This is a genomic window from Streptomyces sp. NPDC104814, assembly GCF_055583185.1.
Map to the genome: position 1 here is coordinate 58,506 of NZ_JBVJOL010000004.1, position 17,455 is coordinate 75,960.

Here is a 17,455-nt window from a genome sequence, read left to right on the forward strand (position 1 = left end):
TCGGTTTCCGCAATGTAACCTCCCCTTCAGACACCTGGGAAGACCCGAGGGGGAAGATCAAGACATGGGACGGCCGCGCACACCCCTGCTGGACCGGGAGCGCATCACCACCACCGCGCTGGAACTCGTGGACGAGCAGGGCGAGTTCAGCGTCCCGCAGATCGCGCGGCGGCTCGGGGTGCAGACCGGCTCGGTCTACCACCACGTGGACGGCCGCGACGGGATCGTGGAGCTGCTGCGCGAGCGGGTGTCACGGGACATGGACATCGCCATGCTCGACATCCGCCCCTGGGACGCGGCACTGGCGGCCTGGGGACGCTCCTACCGGGCCGCGTTCGCGGCGCACCCGCGGGCGATCCCCTTGCTGATGACGAATCCGGTGCGGGCACCCCGGGTGCTGGAGCAGTACGAGCGGGCCGTCACGCTGCTGCTGGACGCGGGTTTCCCCACGTCCGAGGTGATGCCGGTGCTGGTCGCGCTGGAGAACGTGGTCCTGGGCTCCGCGCTGGACCTCGCCGCACCCGAGGCGATGTGGGAGCTGTCCGACGCCTCGGCCACCCCGCGGCTGGCCGAGGCCCTGGACGCGGCCGGCCCGCACCGGGCCGACCGCGCCTTCGAACTGGCCCTGGAGGCGTTCCTGGCCCACGCCAGGCGCAGGCTCGAGGAGTGCCTGCAGGACTGATCAGCGGCAGACGTTGCCGTGCCGGACGTCCAGGACGACGCGGCCCGGGGAGTGGAGCGTGTAGGCGCGGTAGTGGGGGCTGCTGTGGAAGGCGGCGCCGAAGGAGACGACGCCTTCGAAGTCACCGGTCAGCGCCAGACCCCTGAGCTGGGGCAACCGGACGGTGGCCAGACGCGGCCCCCGGTACACGTTCTGCCCGGCCGCGTTGTGCGCGGCGGCGGGCGACAGCCTGAGGGAGAGGAAGTGACGCCCGGGCAGCGGGACCGGCTTGCCCGACGCGTCGTAGCGCAGTTGCCTGACCGGCGTCACGGTGACGTGGGGCACGGCGCCCCGGACGTCGATCACGAGCCGGTCGTAGGTGCAGTGCCCGGCCCAGCGGGCGTTGGTGACCAGCGCGGTCGTGGGCGCCGAAGCGGACTGCGGAGCGGCGGAGGCCGTGGCACCGGCCACGGAGAGTCCGATCAGTGCGGCCACGACAGCGGCCGCACGGCGAGGAAGAGGTTGCATGACGCCCCCCGCTTTCTTCGTGGGTGAGGGGACGGAAGTGTCATCAACAGGGACATTCCACTCGGCCGTACGGTTGCACGCCGCAGGCTGCGGTTCGGTTACGTCTCGCTCACACCTTGGTGTCCGGGCCGTGAGCGCATCATGATGACCCCATGACGTTGGCCCTGCGAGCCATGGACCGGCTGGCGAACTGGGCGGATCTCAGCGAGACCGCCCCGAGCTGCGGCAACGGACGCGCTCTGCGCTCCGCCCAGGCCGAGATCGCCCACTTCCACACCCAGCGCGATGTGGACCTGCACCTGACCACCTGGGCCATACGGCGCTTCGAACAGGACCTCGGCAGCGCGACCGCGGTGCGGCTGGTCCCGGGAGCGCAGTGGGTGACGGTGCGTCTGGAGGTCGACACCGACATCGATCTGCTGATGACCCTGGTCAGCCTGGCCCTGCGCGCCCACCAGCGGGGCCCGGTCGCGCACGGCACACCGCCCCCGCGCTGCACGGTCCACGCGGGCATCCCGGCCCAGCGCCGTTAGCCGGGGTCACCCGACTGGCTGCCACCAGTGGGCCGGGCTCCTGCCGTCGTGCTCGGATGGAGAAGTCCCTCCCCATTCCGAACCGAGGTAGCTGAGATGCACGAGATGTGGTGCGGCGCAGACACCCGGGGTGAACCGGTGTGGCACGTCCTGACGACCGACAAGACCTCCACGCTGTGCGGAATGAAGAAACGGGAGGAGAAACCCCAGGACCCCGACGAGACCGACAAGCACTGCTTCCCCTGCATGAAGACCTTCCAGGAGGCCGTGCAGGCGACGATGTGACCGTCGGCGCGGAGCGACGGCGAAGAAGCCTTGGACCGTCGGAGGCGAGCGCTGGGCCCCTGACGGCGAGCGCTGGGCCGGGCGGCCGCATCCGGCGTACCGTCCGACCATGGGCGGCAAGCACTCGGTGCCACAGCGAGCCGCGCCCCCCGGTGGGCGACCCTCACCCCGCGGGCGCCGGAACGCCGGAGCACGCCTGGACGCGGCCCTGGCCGACACGGTCCGCCGCACCGGCGCCTCCATCGGCGGCCTCTATCTGATCGCCCGGCACGAGCAGACGGACGCCCGGCCCGAGCCGGCGGACAGCCCGCGCAAGACGGCGGACGGCCCGCGCGAGACGGCGGAGGACCGGACCGAGGCGCACGGGGAGGACCGTGCGGAGGCCGTGGGAACGGAAACGCGGACGGCCCCGTGGAGAAGGGGACCCGCGCGGAGGGCCGGCCCCCGGTGTTCTTCACCGCCGTGCGCCCGCCCGGCGAGGGCCTGGCCTTCGAGCTGTACCCGGACGCCAGCGGCGTCAGCGTGCGCGTCACGCCGCGGAGCGGACCGCTGCCGGACGGCGCGCCGGCGGCCCCCCGGCCCGCCGCCCCGGCATCGCCCCCACGGGCCGCCTGTACCAGCTGGTGCATCTCGCGGCCGCGCTCGGCGAGACGGTGGGCGTACGGGGTCGCGCTGATCGCCGGCCGGATCCTGCCTGCCACGGGCCGCTACTGCGACGACATCACCGTCCTGCTGCTGCGCGCGGGCCCGGCGCCCCGGTGAAGGTCGGCCGGGAGCGGTGAAGACGCGGTGAAGGGGGCCACCTGGCGGAGCCCTCGGGCGGTGCGGTTAGCATATGAGCGCCACCTAGCTCGAAAGTTGGACCCGTGACTGTCAACGACGACTCGTTCACCACCTGGAACCACCGCGAGGAGATCGCGGAGTCGATGATCCCGATCATCGGGAAGCTCCACCGGGAGCGGGACGTGACGGTCCTGCTGCACAGCCGTTCCCTGGTGAACAAGTCGGTGGTCAGCATCCTCAAGACCCACCGATTCGCCCGTCAGATCGCCGGCGAGGAGCTCTCGGTCACCGAGACGATGCCCTTCCTGCAGGCGCTCACCACCCTCGACCTGGGCCCGTCCCAGATCGACATCGGCATGCTCGCCGCGACGTACAAGAGCGACGACCGCGGCCTGAGCATCGAGCAGTTCACCGCCGAGGCCGTGGCCGGCGCCACCGGCGAGAACAAGATCGAGCGCCGTGAGGGCCGCGACGTCGTCCTGTACGGCTTCGGCCGCATCGGCCGCCTCGTCGCCCGCCTGCTGATCGAGAAGGCCGGCTCCGGCAACGGCCTGCGCCTGCGCGCGATCGTGGTGCGCGGCGGTGGCGCCCAGGACATCGTCAAGCGCGCCTCGCTGCTGCGCCGCGACTCCATCCACGGCCAGTTCCAGGGCACCATCACCGTGGACGAGGAGAACAGCACGATCCTCGCCAACGGCAACGAGATCAAGGTCATCTACGCCAACGACCCGAGCGAGCTCGACTACACGGCGTACGGCATCAAGAACGCGATCCTCATCGACAACACCGGCAAGTGGCGGGACCGCGAGGGCCTCTCGCAGCACCTGCGTCCGGGCATCGACAAGGTCGTGCTGACCGCCCCCGGCAAGGGCGACGTGCCGAACATCGTGCACGGCGTGAACCACGACACGATCAAGCCCGACGAGCAGATCCTGTCCTGCGCCTCCTGCACCACCAACGCCATCGTGCCGCCGCTGAAGGCGATGGACGACGAGTACGGCGTGCAGCGCGGTCACGTGGAGACCGTCCACTCGTTCACCAACGACCAGAACCTGCTGGACAACTACCACAAGTCCGAGCGCCGTGGCCGTTCCGCGCCGCTGAACATGGTCATCACCGAGACCGGTGCCGCCTCGGCCGTCGCCAAGGCGCTGCCGGATCTCAAGGCGCGGATCACCGGCAGCTCGATCCGTGTGCCGGTGCCGGACGTGTCGATCGCGATCCTCAACCTTCAGCTGTCCCGCGAGACCACGCGCGAGGAGGTCCTCGACTACCTGCGCGACGTGTCGCTGACCTCGCCGCTGCGCCGCCAGATCGACTTCATCAGCGCGCCCGACGCGGTCTCCAGCGACTTCATCGGCTCGCGGCACGCGTCGATCGTGGACGCCGGCGCCACCAAGGTCGAGGGCGACAACGCGATCCTCTACCTGTGGTACGACAACGAGTTCGGCTACTCCTGCCAGGTCATCCGGGTCGTCCAGCACGTCTCCGGCGTCGAGTACCCGACGTACCCCGCCCCGGCGGTCTGACCCCGCCCCCACGGCAGCGACGAGGCCGGCGCCCTGTTCCGGGGCGCCGGCCTCCGGCGTGGAGGGGGTCAGGCCGGACCGGACACCGCCTTCGCGTCGGTCGCGGCCTTCGCGTGGGACGCGGTCATCGCGTCGGGCGCCGCCGTCCGGCCGGGCGCAGCCGTCGGGTCGGACGGCACCGCCGAGTCCGGCGGGGTCTTGTGGGCACGCAGGGCGCCGACCGTCTTCAGCAGGCGGTCGGCCGGCTCGCGCAGGGCGGGATGGGCGAGCACCGTGTTGCGCAGCCCCCGCACCGGCCTGCGCACCATCCGGTGGGCCGCGGCGACCGGGTGGGCCCGGGTGGCGAAGCCCTCGGCGACGCGCAGCTCACGGGTCTTGAGCCAGTCCTTGTACTCCTTGTCGCCGCGCCCCCAGTCGATGAGCCGCACCCCTTCCCGGCGGGCCGCCTCGGCGAGGCGCAGATGCATCATGAGGCCCGGCGAGTAGCGGCGGAAGTCGGGGTCGTACGCGGTGAACCAGGCCGCGAGCACCGTGCGGGAGCGCGGTCCGAAGTGCACCGCGACCGGCCGCTCCCCCGCGTAGAGCACGGACATCACCCCCGTGAAGTACGCCTCGCGGACCTGGAACAGGTACTCCACCAGGTCGACGATCCATGGCCGGGAGAACCGGTCCATCCGGCCCGTGCGGCGGTACTGGGCGGACTTCCACCGCATGAGGGTGCGCAGCGCCTCGGGATCACGGTCGTCGAAGACGAAGCGGACCTCACCGGCGTCCCGCCCCAGCCGGCGCTCCTTCTTCAAGGTCGTCTTGGCGTGCCCCGGGTAGGTGGCGCGCAGCCACTCCGGGTAGCTGTCGTCGCCGTCCTCCAGGTCGATCACCGGAGAGGCGAAGGCTCCGGTGACCGACGGCTCGAACGGTTTCTGGTCCGCGACGAGATGATCGAACTCGAAGCTGGCGAGCCCGCAGGCCCGCAGCAGGTCCTGGGCGTCCCAGGTGACCCCGGGCCGGTGCACCAGGGCCTGGCAGTCGGACAGGCCGAGCCCGATGGCCCGGCCGACGCCGAAGGCGCCGCGCTCGTACGGGAAGAAGCCCACCGGCTCGCCGTCCTCGTGCAGCACGGCCACCCGAGCCCCGCTCCGGTATCTGCCGACACCGATGGCGAACTCGGGTGCCAGAAAGGGGTTGGCGTACTCGGGTGACTCCTCCATCGCGCGGTGCCAGGCCCGTCTCAGGGACTGGGTCAGCTCGCCCGTTCTGTGGATCGTGATCTCCGCGGCGCTGCTGACGGATCGCATGCGATCGCTCCCCCATCCCCCCATGACGCCGACGGCCGGGAAGCGGACTTCTCGACCATGCCCAAACGTCGCGGGACTATGCGTACGTTGTCAAGGCTTTGTGGCGTAATGGGACGACCGGGTGACGGGAGAGGGCCGGTGACGGCGGGTCAGCCCCGAGGGATCAGCGCCGCCGGGTCAGCTCTCCGCCTGGGCGATGTTGACCATCCAGGGCACGCCGAACCGGTCGGTGCACATGCCGAAGACATCGCCCCACATCTGCTTCTCCAGCGGCACCGACACCGACGCGTCCGCGGACAGCTGCTCCCAGTAGCCGCGCAGCTCGCTCTCGTCGTCACCGCTGATGCTCACGGAGTAGTTGTTGCCGGCCGTGCGCTGCATCTCGGGCGGGGTGTCGGCGCCCATGATCGTGAAACCGGCGGAGGTCTCCAGCATGCCGTGCATGATCTTGTCGGCCTGTGCGGGGTCGGGGTGCCCGAACTCGCCGAAGGTGTTCACGGTGAGCGTGCCGCCGAAGACCTCCTTGTAGAACTCCAGCGCCTGCCGGGCGTCGCCGTCGAAGCTGAGGTAGGGGTTGAGACGCGAGGCCATGAGAACCTCCCAGATCAAGCGAACGGTCAGTTGTCCGCAGACTAGCTCCGGGCACTGACAACGGCCCGCCGGAGCGAGGTGATCACGGCCGGGTCAGCAGGGCCGGCCCGTCCGGGGCCGCGATGCCGAACTCCTGATCGAGCACACGACGGGCCTCGGCCTCGTCGGCCAGCTCACGCCTGATGACCGTGCCGTCCGGGCGGGTCGCGGTCAGCAGACGGTCGTCCAGGGAGAGATGGCCGCCGTCGGACGTGAGCCGCTGCGCGTAGAGGCGCCGGCTGAACGGTGAGCGCGGGTTGGTGGCGATGTGCCAGTTGATGACCTCGAAGTCGGGGTGTTCGAAGGGTTCGACGGTGAAGGCGTACTGCGCCTCCCAGCCGTTCCCTGCGCCGTCCGGGTCTCCTGCCCCGGCCGCCCGGTGCGCCTCGAGCACCCACATCGGAAGCGGTCCGTCGTGCGGGACCTGGACCAGCCGGTGCCGGCGTCCCGCGTCGCGGACCTCGGTGCCGGCCGTGAGCGGCACGGCCTCCAGCAGCGCCCCGAGCGCGCCGAACCCGACGTCGGCCAGGTACGGCTGCGGATCGTCCGGGGCCTCGGCGAGCAGGGCCATGTGCGTGCGGGGGCGGCTGAGCAGCCGATCGGCGCCCACCACGACCCGTGCCGCCAGCCGCGTCACCCGGAACCCGAGCGCCTCCAGCGCGTGGGCGAACAAGGTGTTGTGCTCGTAGCAGTACCCGCCGCGCCGGCTGTGCAGCAGCTTCGCGGTGAGGTCGGCCATGCCGAGCGAGGGCACCGTGCCGCCGAGGGCGTCCAGATTCTCGAACGGGATGGAGCGCATGTGGGCGAGGTGCACGCCCCGCAGGGTCACGGCGTCGGGGCGGCGCTCCCCTTCCCATCCGATGTGCCGGAGGTAGGCGTCGAGGTCGAACCGGGCGGTCTCATGCATGCCCTCACCTTAGGGATCACCGCCCGCCCCCGTCGGCGGTCCCTGGTCCCGCCTCCGGCTGCGACTTTCGCCCTAGGGCCGGTGCGGGCAGCCCCGCCGCAGGGGGCGCCGGGGGCATCGGTCACACTCGTGAGGCCGAGATGTGTGTACGCACCACCGGGCTGCCCAGGGGTGCGTCGCGCCAGTGTGTACGACCCTTCGGAGACCTCATATGAACGCAGTACCGGCCGCCGTGGCGGGCGCCGCCGTCTTCACCTGGCTGGGCATGGTGCTGGCCATCTCGTTCCTGGAGGCCCCACTGAAGTTCCGCGCGCCCGGCGTGACGGTGGCGCTCGGGCTCGGCATCGGCCGGCTGGTCTTCCGCGCGCTGAACATCGCCGAGGCGGTCCTGGCCGTCGCCGTCGTGGCAGCGGTCGCCGTGGGGTCGCCCGGCGCGGGGCACATCACGCTCACCGCGGTGGCGGTGGTGCTGCTGGTGGTGCAGCTGGCGGCGGTCCGCCCGGTGCTCAACCGGCGCAGCGACCGGATCCTCGCCGGCGAGGAGGCGCCCCGCTCCCGCGCCCACTTCGCCTACATCGCCCTCGAGCTGCTGAAGGTGATCGCCCTGATCGCCCTGGGCGTGACCGTGCTGGCCTCGACCGTCTGAGGTCGCACATCCGCGCCCGGCACCGCGACCGTAGTGCGGTCACACGGCCCGCCCGGCACCGCGACCGCCTGAGGTCGCACAAGGCACACGACCGTCCGGCGCCCCTGCTGCCGCGCCGGTCATGCCTCCCACGCGACGTCCAGCCGGCCGACGCGGGCCAGGTTCTCGCGGTCCTCGGCGTCGTCGCCGGGCTCGGCCGCGAACCAGGCGTCGAGGATCTCCTTCAGCAGCGGCTCGGACGTCAGGCGCAGGCTGAGGGCGAGCACATTGGCGTCGTTCCAGCGGCGGGCGCCGTCCGCGGTGTAGGCGTCGGTGCACAGGGCCGCCCGCACACCGGGCACCTTGTTGGCGGCGATCGAGGCGCCGGTGCCGGTCCAGCAGCAGACGACCCCCTGCTCGGCCCGCCCCGCGGCGACCTCCCGGGCGGCCGCCTCCGAGCACGCCGCCCACTGCGGGTCGTCACCGGGCCGCAGCGCCCCGTGCGCCACCACCTCGTGGCCACGCCGTCCCAGCTCGGCGACCAGGGCGCGGGCCACGGGTTCGTCCATGTCCGAGGAGACGGAGATCCGCATGGACCGGAGCCTACAGCGGCCCGGGCGCGCGGTGCCGGGCCCCGCGGGCGGGAACCGCTCAGCGGCCGGCCGCGTCGCCCTGGGCGACCTCGATGTCCTGGTGGACGCTGATCGCGCCGGTCGCCGCGGCGGTGCAGGACAGCAGGGCGCAGGCGGTCAGCAGGGCGGCGATCCACGAGGCACCGCGCGGCGGCCTCGTGGCGGGCGACAGCAGGGCGGCCACGCGGCGCGGTACGGGCCCGGAGGTGGCCGCCGGGGTCATCGCGGGCCGGGCGGTGTCCGCGGTGTGCGTGGCGAGGGCGGCGCGGGCGATGGCCCGGGCGATCAGGCGGCGGTCGCCGACGGCGGCCGCGGCGGCCTCGTCGGCGGCGCGCTCGGCGGCCAGCCGGATGGCCTCGCGGACCGGGCGCAGGGCGGGGTGGCAGTGGGCGGCCAGCTCGGCCGCCGCCAGGAAGTAGTGATGGCCGCCCGCGATGTGGGCGCGCTCGTGCGCGAAGAGCGCCTCACGTTCACGCGCGTCGAGGCTGCGCAGCATGGCGGTGGTGACGACGATGCGGTGCGGGCGGCCGGGCAGGGCGTACGCGTCGGGGCGCGGGGAGTCGACGACGCACAGGTCGCCCGCCGCGGGCCGACGGCCGGCCTCCGAGCGCGCGGTGCGCAGACCGGCGGCCTGCCGCAGCACCGTGCGGACGAGGGCGAGCGCGGCGAGGGTGAGCAGCCCGGCGGCGAGGGCCGCCAGGGGCAGGACCAGGCGTGCGGAGGGCGTGTGCAGCGGGTGCACCAGCTCGCCGAGCGCGGCGAAGGCCGGGATCCTGAGCAGGCCGGTCAGCGCGAGGGTGCCGAGCGCCGCGACCGTGCCGGCCGCGAGCAGCAGCGCCGAGACGGTCAGGGTCCACAGCGCGGCCACGGGCGCGCAGCGCTCCAGGACCCTGCGGGCCGGCGCGGGTGCGGCCCAGGGCAGGAGCAGGGGAATCAGCAGCAGGGCGATCCTCACGGGCTCTCCTCCAGCAGTCGGCGCAGGACCTCCTCGTCGTCCGGACTGAGCTGGGCGACGAAGCGGGCCAGGACCGTCTGCCGGTCGCTGCCGCGGTCGAGTTCGCTGTGCATGCGCAGGGCGGCCAGGCCGTGCGGGTCCTGCACGGGCCGGTAGGCGTAGCCGCGGCCCTGCCGCTCACGCTCCAGTGTCCCCTTCTCGTGCAGCCGGGACAGGATCGTCGTCACGGTCGTACGGGCCAGTCCGGAGGCGAGTTCGGCCTGCACCTGGGCGGGGGTCAGCGGTGTGCCCGCCGCCCACAGTGCGGCCATCACGGCGGCCTCCAGCTCGCCCGCCGGCCGGCGTTCGTCCTTTTCGGCGCTCATGGAACGATCCTCACCCCGCGATCGTCTACAGTGTCGTAGACCGTCTACTTGATTGTAGACGGTCGGGTGCCGTGCATCCGGCGGCCCGCACAGAAAGGACTCATACGATGACCACACCCGTGGTTCTATCGTCGCAGCTCGCGGTGAATCCACTCGACGCCCGGTCGCTGCTGGCCGCCTTCGGCGTCCTCGGCGTCGGCGTGGTGATGTTCGCCGAGACGGGACTGCTGATCGGTTTCTTCCTGCCGGGCGACTCCCTGCTCTTCACCGCGGGCCTGCTGTGCACCGGCACGGAAGCGCACGGCATCCATCTCTCCCTCGGGCCCCTGCTGGCCGCCGCGGCGCTGGGCGCACTGGCCGGTGCGCAGGCCGGCTACCTGATCGGCCGCCGCGCGGGCGGCACCCTGCTCGCCCGCAGCCGCTCGGCGCGGCTGCAGGAGGGAGCCCAGAGAGCCGAGGAGCTGCTGGCGCGCTACGGCCACGCCAAGGCGATCGTGCTGGCGAGGTTCATCCCCGTGGTGCGCACCGTGCTCAATCCGCTCGCGGGTGCGCTGGGCGTGCCCGCCCGGGTGTTCACCGTCTGGCAGGTGGCCGGCGGGCTCGTGTGGAGCCTCGGCCTCACTCTGGCGGGTTACGCGCTGGGCTCCTCCGTCCCGAACGTGGACCGCTATCTGCTGCCACTGGTCGCACTGATCGTGGCAGTGTCCCTGATCCCGCTCGCCCTGGAGCTGTACCGCGGCCGCAGGCGTGCCAAGACCGAGGAGGTCCGCGGATGAAGTCGGCGTTCGACGGAGCGTCCATCGACGGCTCCGCCTACCGGGACGTGGTGGACCTCGCGCAGCACACACCGGGCTGGCTGGACACCGTGATCAAGGTGTGGTCGACGTACGGGCTGGCACTGTTCGCCGTGCTCATGGTCCTGGCCTGGTGGCGGGCCCGGCGCGCCGGGGCCGCCGCCGCGGTGATGGCCCTGGCCGTCCCCGTGGTGGTGGTCCTGGCCTACGTGGCGAACGACGTGCTGAAGGCGTTCGTCCACGAGGACCGGCCCTGCCAGACCCTTCAGGTGCGCACCCTCGAGGCGTGCCCGGCACACGGGGACTGGTCCTTCCCCAGCAACCACGCGGCGATCGCCGCCGCGGCCGCCGTGGCGCTGCTGCTCCTCTCGCGGCGGCTGGGCGTGCTCGCCTGTCTGGCGGCGGTCGCCATGGCCGCGTCGCGGGTGTGGATCGGCGTGCACTATCCGCACGACGTCCTGGCCGGCCTGGTGGTCGGCGGGCTCCTCGCCCTCGCGGCGATCGTGCTGCTGCGCCGCCGTTCGGAGGCGCTGGCCCGCCGGCTGACGGCGTCCGCTCCGCTGCGTCTGCTGCTGTCCGCATCGTGAACAGCGAGGGCGACGGCACGACGGCGAGGGAACGGGGCGGGCGGCGCAGGGACGTCGCCGATCTCGCGGGGAGCGCGGGACTCGGCGCGTGGGCGGCGTTCACCGTGCTGGCGCTGGTCGTCGGCGGCCGGGCCGGTGTGCCGCTCTGGCCGGACGACAGGTTCCTCATATGGGCCGTCGGCCACCGCCCGGAGGAGGCCGTGGCGCTCGCCCGGGGCGTGACCGCCACCGGTACGGGAGTCGTCCCGTACCTGCTCGCCGCGCTGGCCGGCGTGGTGGCGGGACGCACCACACGGGCCCGGCTGCTCGCCGCCGCCGTCGGCCTGGCCTGCCTCGCCGCGGGCCAGCTGGTGCGCTACGGCGTGATGGAGCTGGTCCATCGCTCCCGCCCCCCGCAGGCGGACTGGACGTCCCACGCGAGCGGCTGGGCGTTTCCGTCCGGGCACACCACGACGTCCGCGCTGGCCGCCGGCGTGCTCGTCGTCGCCCTCACCCTGCGCGCCCCGCGCGGGGGAAGCGCGCTGCGGATCGCCCTGTGCGTCTGGGCCCTGCTCGTCGGCCTGAGCCGGGTCTACCTCGGCGTGCACTGGTTCACGGACGTCGTCGGGGGCTGGCTGTTCGCGGCGGGCTGGCTGGGGCTGTGCCTGTGCGCAGCCGCCCATCTGCTGCCCACGTCGTTCCTCACCGGCCCGGCCGCCCCCGCGAGGGACGCCGGGCAGGACGCCGCGCCCCCGGACCCCGGCCACCGCGGACGGCCGGGCACGGTCTGAGACCCCCTGACGGCGCCGGAGGCCCGGCGATCGTCTTCCGAGCGCCTGCGCGACGGAGGGCGAGAGCGCACCCGCTGCCGACCGACGGTGAAGAGCCCACCCGCTGCCCACGGACGGTGGCGAGCGCACCCGGTGTCCGCGGCCCGCCGCACCTGCGGCGTCACCGCGCGTCGAGCGCCTTGTCGAGGGTGAGGGTGGCGTCGATGAGGGCGAGATGGGTGAAGGCCTGCGGGAAGTTCCCCAGCTGGCGGCCCGTCGGGTCGATCTCCTCCGAGTACAGGCCCAGATGGTTGGCGTACCCCATCATCTTCTCGAACACCAGCCGGGCCTTCTCCGTCCGCCCCGCCCGGGCCAGGGCGTCGACATACATGAACGTGCACAGCGAGAAGGTGCCCTCCGATCCGCGCAGGCCGTCCGGCGACGCCTCCGGGTTGTAGCGGTAGACGAGGCTGTCGCTGACCAGTTCCCGCTCGATGGCGTCCAGGGTCGAGGCCCAGATCGGATCCTCGGGGCTGAGGAACCCGACCGTCGCCATGCGCAGCAGCGAGGAGTCCAGTACGTCACTGCCGTAGTGCTGGACGAAGGCCCGCTGTTTGTCGTCCCAGCCCTTGGCCATGACCTGTTCGTAGACGGCGTCCCGCTCGGTCTGCCACCGTCCCGCCGACGACGGCCAGCCCTTCGACCGGGCGAGGCGCAGCGCGCGGTCGAACGCCACCCACGACATGACCCGGCCATAGGTGAAGTCCTGGGGCCCGCCGCGGGTCTCCCAGATCCCCTCCTCCGCCTGGTCCCAGTGCTCGGCCAGCCAGTCCAGGTTCGCCCGCATCGAGGTCCACCCCTCGTACCCGACCTGGAACCCGTGCTGGTGCGCGAAGTACATGCTGTCCAGCGCCTCGCCGTAGATGTCCAGCTGGAGCTGCGTCGCGGCGCCGTTGCCGATCCGTACCGGCCTTGAGCGCGCGTAGCCATCCCAGTGCTCGAGGGTCTGCTCCTCCAGGTCGGACGAGCCGTCGACCTTGTACATGATGTTGAGCGGCCCCGTCTTGCCGCCGCTCCCGGCCCGCTCCTTGACCCGGTCGCTCAGCCAGGCGTTGAAGGCCCGTGCCTCCTGGGTGAAGCCCAGCCCCAGCAGGGCGTACACGGAGAAGGAGGCGTCACGGATCCAGGTGAACCGGTAGTCCCAGTTGCGTTCGCCGCCCAGTTGCTCGGGCAGGGCCGTCGTCGGAGCGGCCACCAGGGCGCCGCTGGGCGCGAAGGTCATGAGCTTGAGGGTGATCGCGGAGCGCTCCACCATCTCGCGCCAGCGTCCGGTGTAGCGCGACTGCGCCAGCCAGGAGCGCCAGAAGGCCGCGGTCTCTCCGAAGAGCTGCTGGTAGGTCTCCTGGCGGACCTCGGCGGGTGGCCCCCCGGTACCCGTCTCCAGCACGAGCCCTCGCTGCTGACCGGCCTGCAGCGTCAGCGACAGGTGCAGGTCGGCGCCCTGGTCCGTGGCGACGTCGATGAGCCGCTCGTCCTCCGGTTCCCGGATGGGGTGCACGGTGAGTTCCGTGCCGTCCTCAGCGGCGAAGACCGCTCCGTGCTCGGAGATGTGCAGTTCGTGCTTGCTGCGTCCGTAGTCGAACCGCGGGGCGATCTCCACCTGGAACGTCATGCTGCCGCGCACACAGCGGACCAGACGCACCAGCCGGTGGCGGGACGTGACCGTCGTACCGGTCACCGGCATGAAGTCGACCACCTCGCCGGCGCCCGCCTCGGTCATGAACCGGGTCACCAGGACCGCCGTGTCGGGCAGGTACAACTGCTTGGTCGCATCGGTCCGGTGAGCCGGCCGGACCGTGCAGTGACCGCCCTTCTCCTGGTCCAGCAGTGACCCGAAGATGCTCGGCGAGTCGAACCGCGGGGAGCAGAACCAGTCGATCACCCCCTCGGTGGTCACCAGCGCGGCGGTCTGCAGATCGCCGATGAGACCGTGGTTCTCGATCAGTGGGTAACCGTCCATGGGGGCGCTCCTTCCGGTGTGAGCAGGCGTCCGCTCGCGATCGGCCTCCTCGGCATCCCGCTAGTGCGCCTTCCAGTTCGCGTTGTCGGGGATCGTCTTGTCCGGCACCCGCACCTGGATGACGGACGGGCCGTCCGAGTACTCCAGCGCTCCCGTTACCGCGTCCCGCAGCTCTCCGTAGGTGCCGACCTCCCAGCCCCGGCAGCCGAAGACCTCCGCCAGCGCGCTGTAATTCCACCGGTGCAGCTCGCACGGCTTGTAGAACGGGGTGTCGGAATGGAAGATCCCGGCGTCGGCGAGCCATTGCTCCACGGCGTAGACGCCGTTGTCGACGACGAAGACGACCGGATGGAGCCCGAACCGGGTCTGCGTCGAGAGGCATTGGGCGGTCATCTGGAAGCCGCCGTCGCCCGAGAAGACCAGCACCTTGTGGTCCGGGCCCTTCGCCAGGCAGATGCCCGTCGCGGCCGCCGCGCTGTACCCGATCGCGGAGTAGGACGACTGGACGACGAACCCTCCGGGGCTCGGCACTTCCAGCAGCAGGCTTCCGAAGTAGTTCATGCTCGCGTCGGCGCCGACGATGGTGTCCGTGTCGACGTACTGCTGGACGTAGTTGTAGAACCCCTGGTAGGTGATGACATCGGCGTCGCTCACGGTCGGCACGCTGCGGGCCGGCTTGTCCGGCAGTTTCTGTGTCCTGGGGGCGATGTTCTCCGCCAGGATGCCGTCGATGAGGTGTTCCAGGGCGACCTGCCCGCCGAAATACGTGCCGAACTTCACCGCGTCGAACGAAGCGAAGGCGGTCTTGCCGTAGTCCGGGTCCCAGCCCAGGGAGTTGATGTCCGTCAGCCACACGCCGAGGGCCAGTATGAAGTCGGACGCGGCGGCAAGGTCCGTGACCGCGGTCGATGACGCCTGCCCGTCGAGCACGCCGACGAACTGGGCGTCTTCCTCGGAAAGGACCGCCTTGCTGAGGAGTTCCGTGACGAACGGGACGTTCAGTTGCTCGATCAGCGTCATGGCCTTGTCCTGAAGGCCGAGCCGGTCGATCTCCACGCCCACCCAGATGAGCGGATTCTCGGCGTTCTCGAGCCTTTCGCGGATCCGCGCGACCGACTCCTTCAGGCTGGTGTCGTCGGACAGGGTCCTGGCCGGCTTCAGAACGCCCCTCGGCGGCTCGCACTCCAGGTCGACCATGTCCTGGAGCAGCTCGATGTAGATCGGGCGCCGTTCGGTGATGCACCGGGTCAGCGCGTAGTCGATCAGGGTCGGCGCGAGGTCCGGATTGTCGAGCCGGACGGCCGCGACCGTCAGGTGCTCGAACGACTGGAGATCCGTTTCGCGTCCACTGATGAAGTGATGGGCGCTGAAGCCGGTCTGCTCGAAGGTGATGGTCTTCTTGATGCTCGGTGTGCCGTTGATCAGCACGATCGGCACCTTCTCGACATAGGCGCCGGCGACGGCGTTCACCGCGCACAGCGCACCCGCGGAGTAGGTGACGCAGAGGGCGCCGATCCCCTTCAGCCTCGCGTATCCGTCCGCCGCGTAACCGGCGTTGACCTCGTTGACTTCCTCGATGATCTGGACGCCGCCCGGCGTGACGTACCGGTTCAGCCATTCGATCGAGTAGTCGCCGGCGATGGCGAACAGGTGCTCGAGGCCGAGTTGGCGGAGCCGGTCCACCAGATAGCGTCCTACAGTGCAGCCCTCGTTCATGGTCGGAGCACCTCCGTGCTCAGTAGTCGCTCGCGCCGCCGAACAGCCGGGGCAGGTAGATGTCGAAAATGCCCGGGCACCTGCGTTCCGGATACCGCCGCAGCATGAAGTCCTTGAAGGCGCCGTCCGCCAGTCCGTCACCGATGGCCTGCCTGGCGGCGGAGAGGTACTCGATGTTGCGTGCGACTTCGTTCTTGTCGGCCGGCAGGCCGTGGCCCGGCAGGAACACCTCGTAGTCCGAGACCAGCATGTCCTGCAGCACCCGGGTCCAGTGGTCCAGGTGTTTCGTCAGGTACAAATGGGTGCCGCTGTAGATCAGGTCCTGAGCGACGTACACCCCTACCTCGGGAAGCCTGATGGTCAGGCCGTAGTCGATCTCGGTGTCCGTCACCCGGTCGAAGACGTAGCGGACTCCGTCGATCGTCTCCTCACCCGGACCGGCGACTTCCTTCGGGACGGTGATGCGTTCCGGAGCGAGGTCACCGAGTTTCCAGTGGTCGCTCCTGGAGTCCTCGCCGTGCTCCTGGATGAAGGTCATGGTTTCGGACAGCGCGTAGACCGGGACGTCGGTGAACGCCGTGCCGAGTCCGAACCAGTGGTCGGGGTGGCGGTGGGAGACGTACAGCCTTGCGATCGGCTTGCGCAGGCTGTCCGCGTAGTCCCGGAACGCCCGCGCGTACGGGACGAGGAACTGCGCGTCGACGAGCACCAGTTGGTTCCGGGTTTCGACGACATGCGTGGCGTTGGCGATGTTGTCGCCCGTGAAGGACGCGACGAAGGTGTGAATTCGGACATCGCCTGCCTGCTTCACGACCATGCTGATGGGATCTGATACCTGGGCGAGCATTCGAGGCCTCTTCGGGTTAGGTGGTCTGCTTGCGCAGTTCCTCCAACGCGGCCCTCGCGACGTCGTAGGCACTGTCTCTGCCGGGCACCGGGTCGTCCTCGCCCGGCCGCCAGAAACGCCGGCGCGCCATGCGCATGGAGCGGTCGAACGGCGGGATCGCGTTGAACACTTCGATCAGATAGGGCCCGCTGTACACCGGCGCGATCTCGTTCGAAACGATGTCCCACGGGATCCAGCTGTCCTTCACCGCGCCCCGGTCGGGAGCGGAGATGTGGACGTAGTAGAGCCGGTGCCGGCGTACCGCTCGGGCGACGTTCTCCTTCAGGACCGACGGGCCCTGACTTTCCATCACGACCTGTGCGGTGTCGATCGTGACGCCACCCTGCGCGTGCTCGAGGCCGTCGAGGAAGTCCAGTACCTCCGACACCATGTTGGGCGGCGGCGTCTCCCAGCTCTTGACGGGCTCGACGGCGAGCTTCACCTCGCGCGCCGCGGCGTACTCCACCAGCTCCTCGAAGACCGGGCGGGCCGCGGCGAAGCGCGGTTTCATCCAGTCCTGCAGGGCGTCGCTCCAGATCGGCTCGTCGGTGTCCGTGACCGGGAAGACCCCGTAGGGGTAGATGAACGGCCCGGACATGATCGAGTCGCCGCCCAGGACCCGGGTGATGTCGACGCGCGACTTGAGGTAGGACAGGGCCTGCCTGCGCTGCTCCTCGTACGGCGACGTCGGGTCGAAGGTCCGTGTGGTGCCGACGTTGGTGGTGAACCTCACCTCCCCCAGCCCTGCCTGGTCGAACGCTTTCCTCAGGCCGGCGTAGCAGTCGACCTCGAGCTTGTGATCGACGTCCGCCGGCTGGGCCGCGATGTGCACGTCGAAGCCGTCGTAGCCCATGTCGGTCAGGGCCCGCACGTGATCGATGAGGACCCGGGCGTACCGCGTGTCCTGGGGCCGCAGGTCGGCCGTGAACATGAAGAAGCTGAAGAACACGTCTCGTCCGAACGTCGCGTTCATCG

Annotated in this window: 20 protein-coding genes; 9 read left to right on the forward strand and 11 right to left on the reverse strand. The window is 71.1% G+C overall.

Features of this window, described 5'->3' with window-relative positions; all coding sequences use genetic code 11:
- The first annotated feature begins 64 nt into the window (after positions 1-64).
- Entirely contained in the window at positions 65-682 is a 618-nt protein-coding gene (locus tag ACZ64A_RS16085) for a TetR/AcrR family transcriptional regulator (protein ID WP_469810904.1), read from the forward strand.
- Here ACZ64A_RS16085 and ACZ64A_RS16090 read toward each other — a convergent pair whose 3' ends face one another.
- Complete coding sequence (locus ACZ64A_RS16090) at positions 683-1,189, reverse strand: AMIN-like domain-containing (lipo)protein (protein ID WP_469810905.1); 507 nt, start codon at positions 1,187-1,189, stop codon at positions 683-685. It abuts the gene before it with no gap.
- Positions 1,190-1,341: 152 nt separating this feature from the next.
- Here ACZ64A_RS16090 and ACZ64A_RS16095 point away from each other — a divergent pair, with 152 nt between their 5' ends.
- From ACZ64A_RS16095 to ACZ64A_RS16110, 4 genes are all read left to right on the forward strand, one after another.
- Positions 1,342-1,722 (forward strand): luciferase domain-containing protein, encoded by a 381-nt coding sequence (locus ACZ64A_RS16095; protein WP_469810907.1) that lies wholly within the window; start codon positions 1,342-1,344, stop codon positions 1,720-1,722.
- A gap of 96 nt (positions 1,723-1,818) precedes the next feature.
- Positions 1,819-2,007 carry a hypothetical protein gene (locus tag ACZ64A_RS16100; protein WP_469810908.1) on the forward strand — a complete coding sequence of 63 codons (189 nt, stop codon included), beginning with the start codon at positions 1,819-1,821 and terminating at the stop codon, positions 2,005-2,007.
- 411 nt (positions 2,008-2,418) lie between these two features.
- Complete coding sequence (locus ACZ64A_RS16105) at positions 2,419-2,769, forward strand: hypothetical protein (RefSeq protein ID WP_469810909.1); 351 nt, start codon at positions 2,419-2,421, stop codon at positions 2,767-2,769.
- A 104-nt stretch (positions 2,770-2,873) separates the two neighbouring features.
- A complete protein-coding gene (locus ACZ64A_RS16110; protein ID WP_469810910.1) occupies positions 2,874-4,319 on the forward strand; it encodes a glyceraldehyde-3-phosphate dehydrogenase in 1,446 nt (481 codons plus the stop codon).
- 68 nt (positions 4,320-4,387) lie between these two features.
- On the opposite strand, the gene ACZ64A_RS16115 is transcribed toward ACZ64A_RS16110, so the two are convergent.
- From ACZ64A_RS16115 to ACZ64A_RS16125, 3 genes are all read right to left on the reverse strand, one after another.
- Positions 4,388-5,614, reverse strand: coding sequence for a GNAT family N-acetyltransferase (locus ACZ64A_RS16115; protein ID WP_469810911.1), 1,227 nt, complete (start codon positions 5,612-5,614; stop codon positions 4,388-4,390).
- Between the two features lie 177 nt (positions 5,615-5,791).
- The gene (locus tag ACZ64A_RS16120) at positions 5,792-6,205 is read right to left on the reverse strand and encodes a VOC family protein (protein ID WP_469810912.1); all 414 of its coding nucleotides are present in this window, start codon (positions 6,203-6,205) and stop codon (positions 5,792-5,794) included.
- 82 nt (positions 6,206-6,287) lie between these two features.
- Entirely contained in the window at positions 6,288-7,151 is an 864-nt protein-coding gene (locus ACZ64A_RS16125; RefSeq protein WP_469810913.1) for an arylamine N-acetyltransferase family protein, read from the reverse strand.
- Between the two features lie 211 nt (positions 7,152-7,362).
- Between ACZ64A_RS16125 and ACZ64A_RS16130 the strand changes: the two genes are divergently transcribed.
- Positions 7,363-7,797, forward strand: coding sequence for a hypothetical protein (locus ACZ64A_RS16130; RefSeq protein ID WP_469810915.1), 435 nt, complete (start codon positions 7,363-7,365; stop codon positions 7,795-7,797).
- Positions 7,798-7,916: 119 nt separating this feature from the next.
- Here ACZ64A_RS16130 and ACZ64A_RS16135 read toward each other — a convergent pair whose 3' ends face one another.
- Genes ACZ64A_RS16135 through ACZ64A_RS16145 form a run of 3 tightly spaced genes read right to left on the reverse strand, consistent with a single transcriptional unit; the run spans position 7,917 to position 9,728 of the window.
- Complete coding sequence (locus tag ACZ64A_RS16135) at positions 7,917-8,369, reverse strand: RpiB/LacA/LacB family sugar-phosphate isomerase (RefSeq protein WP_469810916.1); 453 nt, start codon at positions 8,367-8,369, stop codon at positions 7,917-7,919.
- A 58-nt stretch (positions 8,370-8,427) separates the two neighbouring features.
- Positions 8,428-9,363: a M48 family metalloprotease gene (locus tag ACZ64A_RS16140; RefSeq protein ID WP_469810917.1), complete on the reverse strand. Its 936-nt coding sequence runs from the start codon at positions 9,361-9,363 to the stop codon at positions 8,428-8,430.
- On the reverse strand, positions 9,360-9,728 hold the full coding sequence (locus tag ACZ64A_RS16145) for a BlaI/MecI/CopY family transcriptional regulator (RefSeq protein ID WP_469810918.1): 369 nt from the start codon (positions 9,726-9,728) through the stop codon (positions 9,360-9,362). The genes ACZ64A_RS16140 and ACZ64A_RS16145 overlap by 4 nt, the downstream gene beginning before the upstream one ends.
- A gap of 107 nt (positions 9,729-9,835) precedes the next feature.
- Between ACZ64A_RS16145 and ACZ64A_RS16150 the strand changes: the two genes are divergently transcribed.
- From ACZ64A_RS16150 to ACZ64A_RS16160, 3 genes are read left to right on the forward strand one after another with little or no spacing between them, the layout of a single operon-like run.
- Positions 9,836-10,504, forward strand: coding sequence for a DedA family protein (locus ACZ64A_RS16150; protein WP_469810919.1), 669 nt, complete (start codon positions 9,836-9,838; stop codon positions 10,502-10,504).
- A complete protein-coding gene (locus tag ACZ64A_RS16155; RefSeq protein ID WP_469810920.1) occupies positions 10,501-11,109 on the forward strand; it encodes a phosphatase PAP2 family protein in 609 nt (202 codons plus the stop codon). Before ACZ64A_RS16150 ends, ACZ64A_RS16155 begins: the two co-directional genes overlap by 4 nt.
- Complete coding sequence (locus ACZ64A_RS16160) at positions 11,106-11,879, forward strand: phosphatase PAP2 family protein (protein ID WP_469810921.1); 774 nt, start codon at positions 11,106-11,108, stop codon at positions 11,877-11,879. The genes ACZ64A_RS16155 and ACZ64A_RS16160 overlap by 4 nt, the downstream gene beginning before the upstream one ends.
- A 160-nt stretch (positions 11,880-12,039) precedes the next feature.
- Here ACZ64A_RS16160 and ACZ64A_RS16165 read toward each other — a convergent pair whose 3' ends face one another.
- The 4 genes from ACZ64A_RS16165 to ACZ64A_RS16180 are packed head-to-tail and all read right to left on the reverse strand — an operon-like array spanning position 12,040 to position 17,453.
- Positions 12,040-13,878, reverse strand: coding sequence for a glycoside hydrolase family 15 protein (locus tag ACZ64A_RS16165; RefSeq protein WP_469810922.1), 1,839 nt, complete (start codon positions 13,876-13,878; stop codon positions 12,040-12,042).
- A 60-nt stretch (positions 13,879-13,938) separates the two neighbouring features.
- Entirely contained in the window at positions 13,939-15,594 is a 1,656-nt protein-coding gene (locus ACZ64A_RS16170) for an alpha-keto acid decarboxylase family protein (protein ID WP_469810923.1), read from the reverse strand.
- Positions 15,595-15,613: 19 nt separating this feature from the next.
- Positions 15,614-16,411 (reverse strand): MBL fold metallo-hydrolase, encoded by a 798-nt coding sequence (locus ACZ64A_RS16175; protein ID WP_469810924.1) that lies wholly within the window; start codon positions 16,409-16,411, stop codon positions 15,614-15,616.
- A gap of 46 nt (positions 16,412-16,457) precedes the next feature.
- A complete protein-coding gene (locus tag ACZ64A_RS16180; RefSeq protein ID WP_469810925.1) occupies positions 16,458-17,453 on the reverse strand; it encodes a sugar phosphate isomerase/epimerase family protein in 996 nt (331 codons plus the stop codon).
- Between the last annotated feature and the right edge of the window lie 2 nt (positions 17,454-17,455).

Coding starts and splice junctions, on each gene's coding strand:
- ACZ64A_RS16135 (WP_469810916.1), bottom strand. CDS start 8,369: ATGCGGATCTCCGTCTCCTCGGACATGGACGAACCCGTGGCCCGCGCC.
- ACZ64A_RS16095 (WP_469810907.1), top strand. CDS start 1,342: ATGACGTTGGCCCTGCGAGCCATGGACCGGCTGGCGAACTGGGCGGAT.
- ACZ64A_RS16150 (WP_469810919.1), top strand. CDS start 9,836: ATGACCACACCCGTGGTTCTATCGTCGCAGCTCGCGGTGAATCCACTC.
- ACZ64A_RS16090 (WP_469810905.1), bottom strand. CDS start 1,189: ATGCAACCTCTTCCTCGCCGTGCGGCCGCTGTCGTGGCCGCACTGATC.
- ACZ64A_RS16180 (WP_469810925.1), bottom strand. CDS start 17,453: ATGAACGCGACGTTCGGACGAGACGTGTTCTTCAGCTTCTTCATGTTC.
- ACZ64A_RS16100 (WP_469810908.1), top strand. CDS start 1,819: ATGCACGAGATGTGGTGCGGCGCAGACACCCGGGGTGAACCGGTGTGG.
- ACZ64A_RS16145 (WP_469810918.1), bottom strand. CDS start 9,728: ATGAGCGCCGAAAAGGACGAACGCCGGCCGGCGGGCGAGCTGGAGGCC.
- ACZ64A_RS16155 (WP_469810920.1), top strand. CDS start 10,501: ATGAAGTCGGCGTTCGACGGAGCGTCCATCGACGGCTCCGCCTACCGG.
- ACZ64A_RS16130 (WP_469810915.1), top strand. CDS start 7,363: ATGAACGCAGTACCGGCCGCCGTGGCGGGCGCCGCCGTCTTCACCTGG.
- ACZ64A_RS16120 (WP_469810912.1), bottom strand. CDS start 6,205: ATGGCCTCGCGTCTCAACCCCTACCTCAGCTTCGACGGCGACGCCCGG.
- ACZ64A_RS16165 (WP_469810922.1), bottom strand. CDS start 13,878: ATGGACGGTTACCCACTGATCGAGAACCACGGTCTCATCGGCGATCTG.
- ACZ64A_RS16085 (WP_469810904.1), top strand. CDS start 65: ATGGGACGGCCGCGCACACCCCTGCTGGACCGGGAGCGCATCACCACC.
- ACZ64A_RS16170 (WP_469810923.1), bottom strand. CDS start 15,594: ATGAACGAGGGCTGCACTGTAGGACGCTATCTGGTGGACCGGCTCCGC.
- ACZ64A_RS16175 (WP_469810924.1), bottom strand. CDS start 16,411: ATGGTCGTGAAGCAGGCAGGCGATGTCCGAATTCACACCTTCGTCGCG.
- ACZ64A_RS16115 (WP_469810911.1), bottom strand. CDS start 5,614: ATGCGATCCGTCAGCAGCGCCGCGGAGATCACGATCCACAGAACGGGC.
- ACZ64A_RS16125 (WP_469810913.1), bottom strand. CDS start 7,151: ATGCATGAGACCGCCCGGTTCGACCTCGACGCCTACCTCCGGCACATC.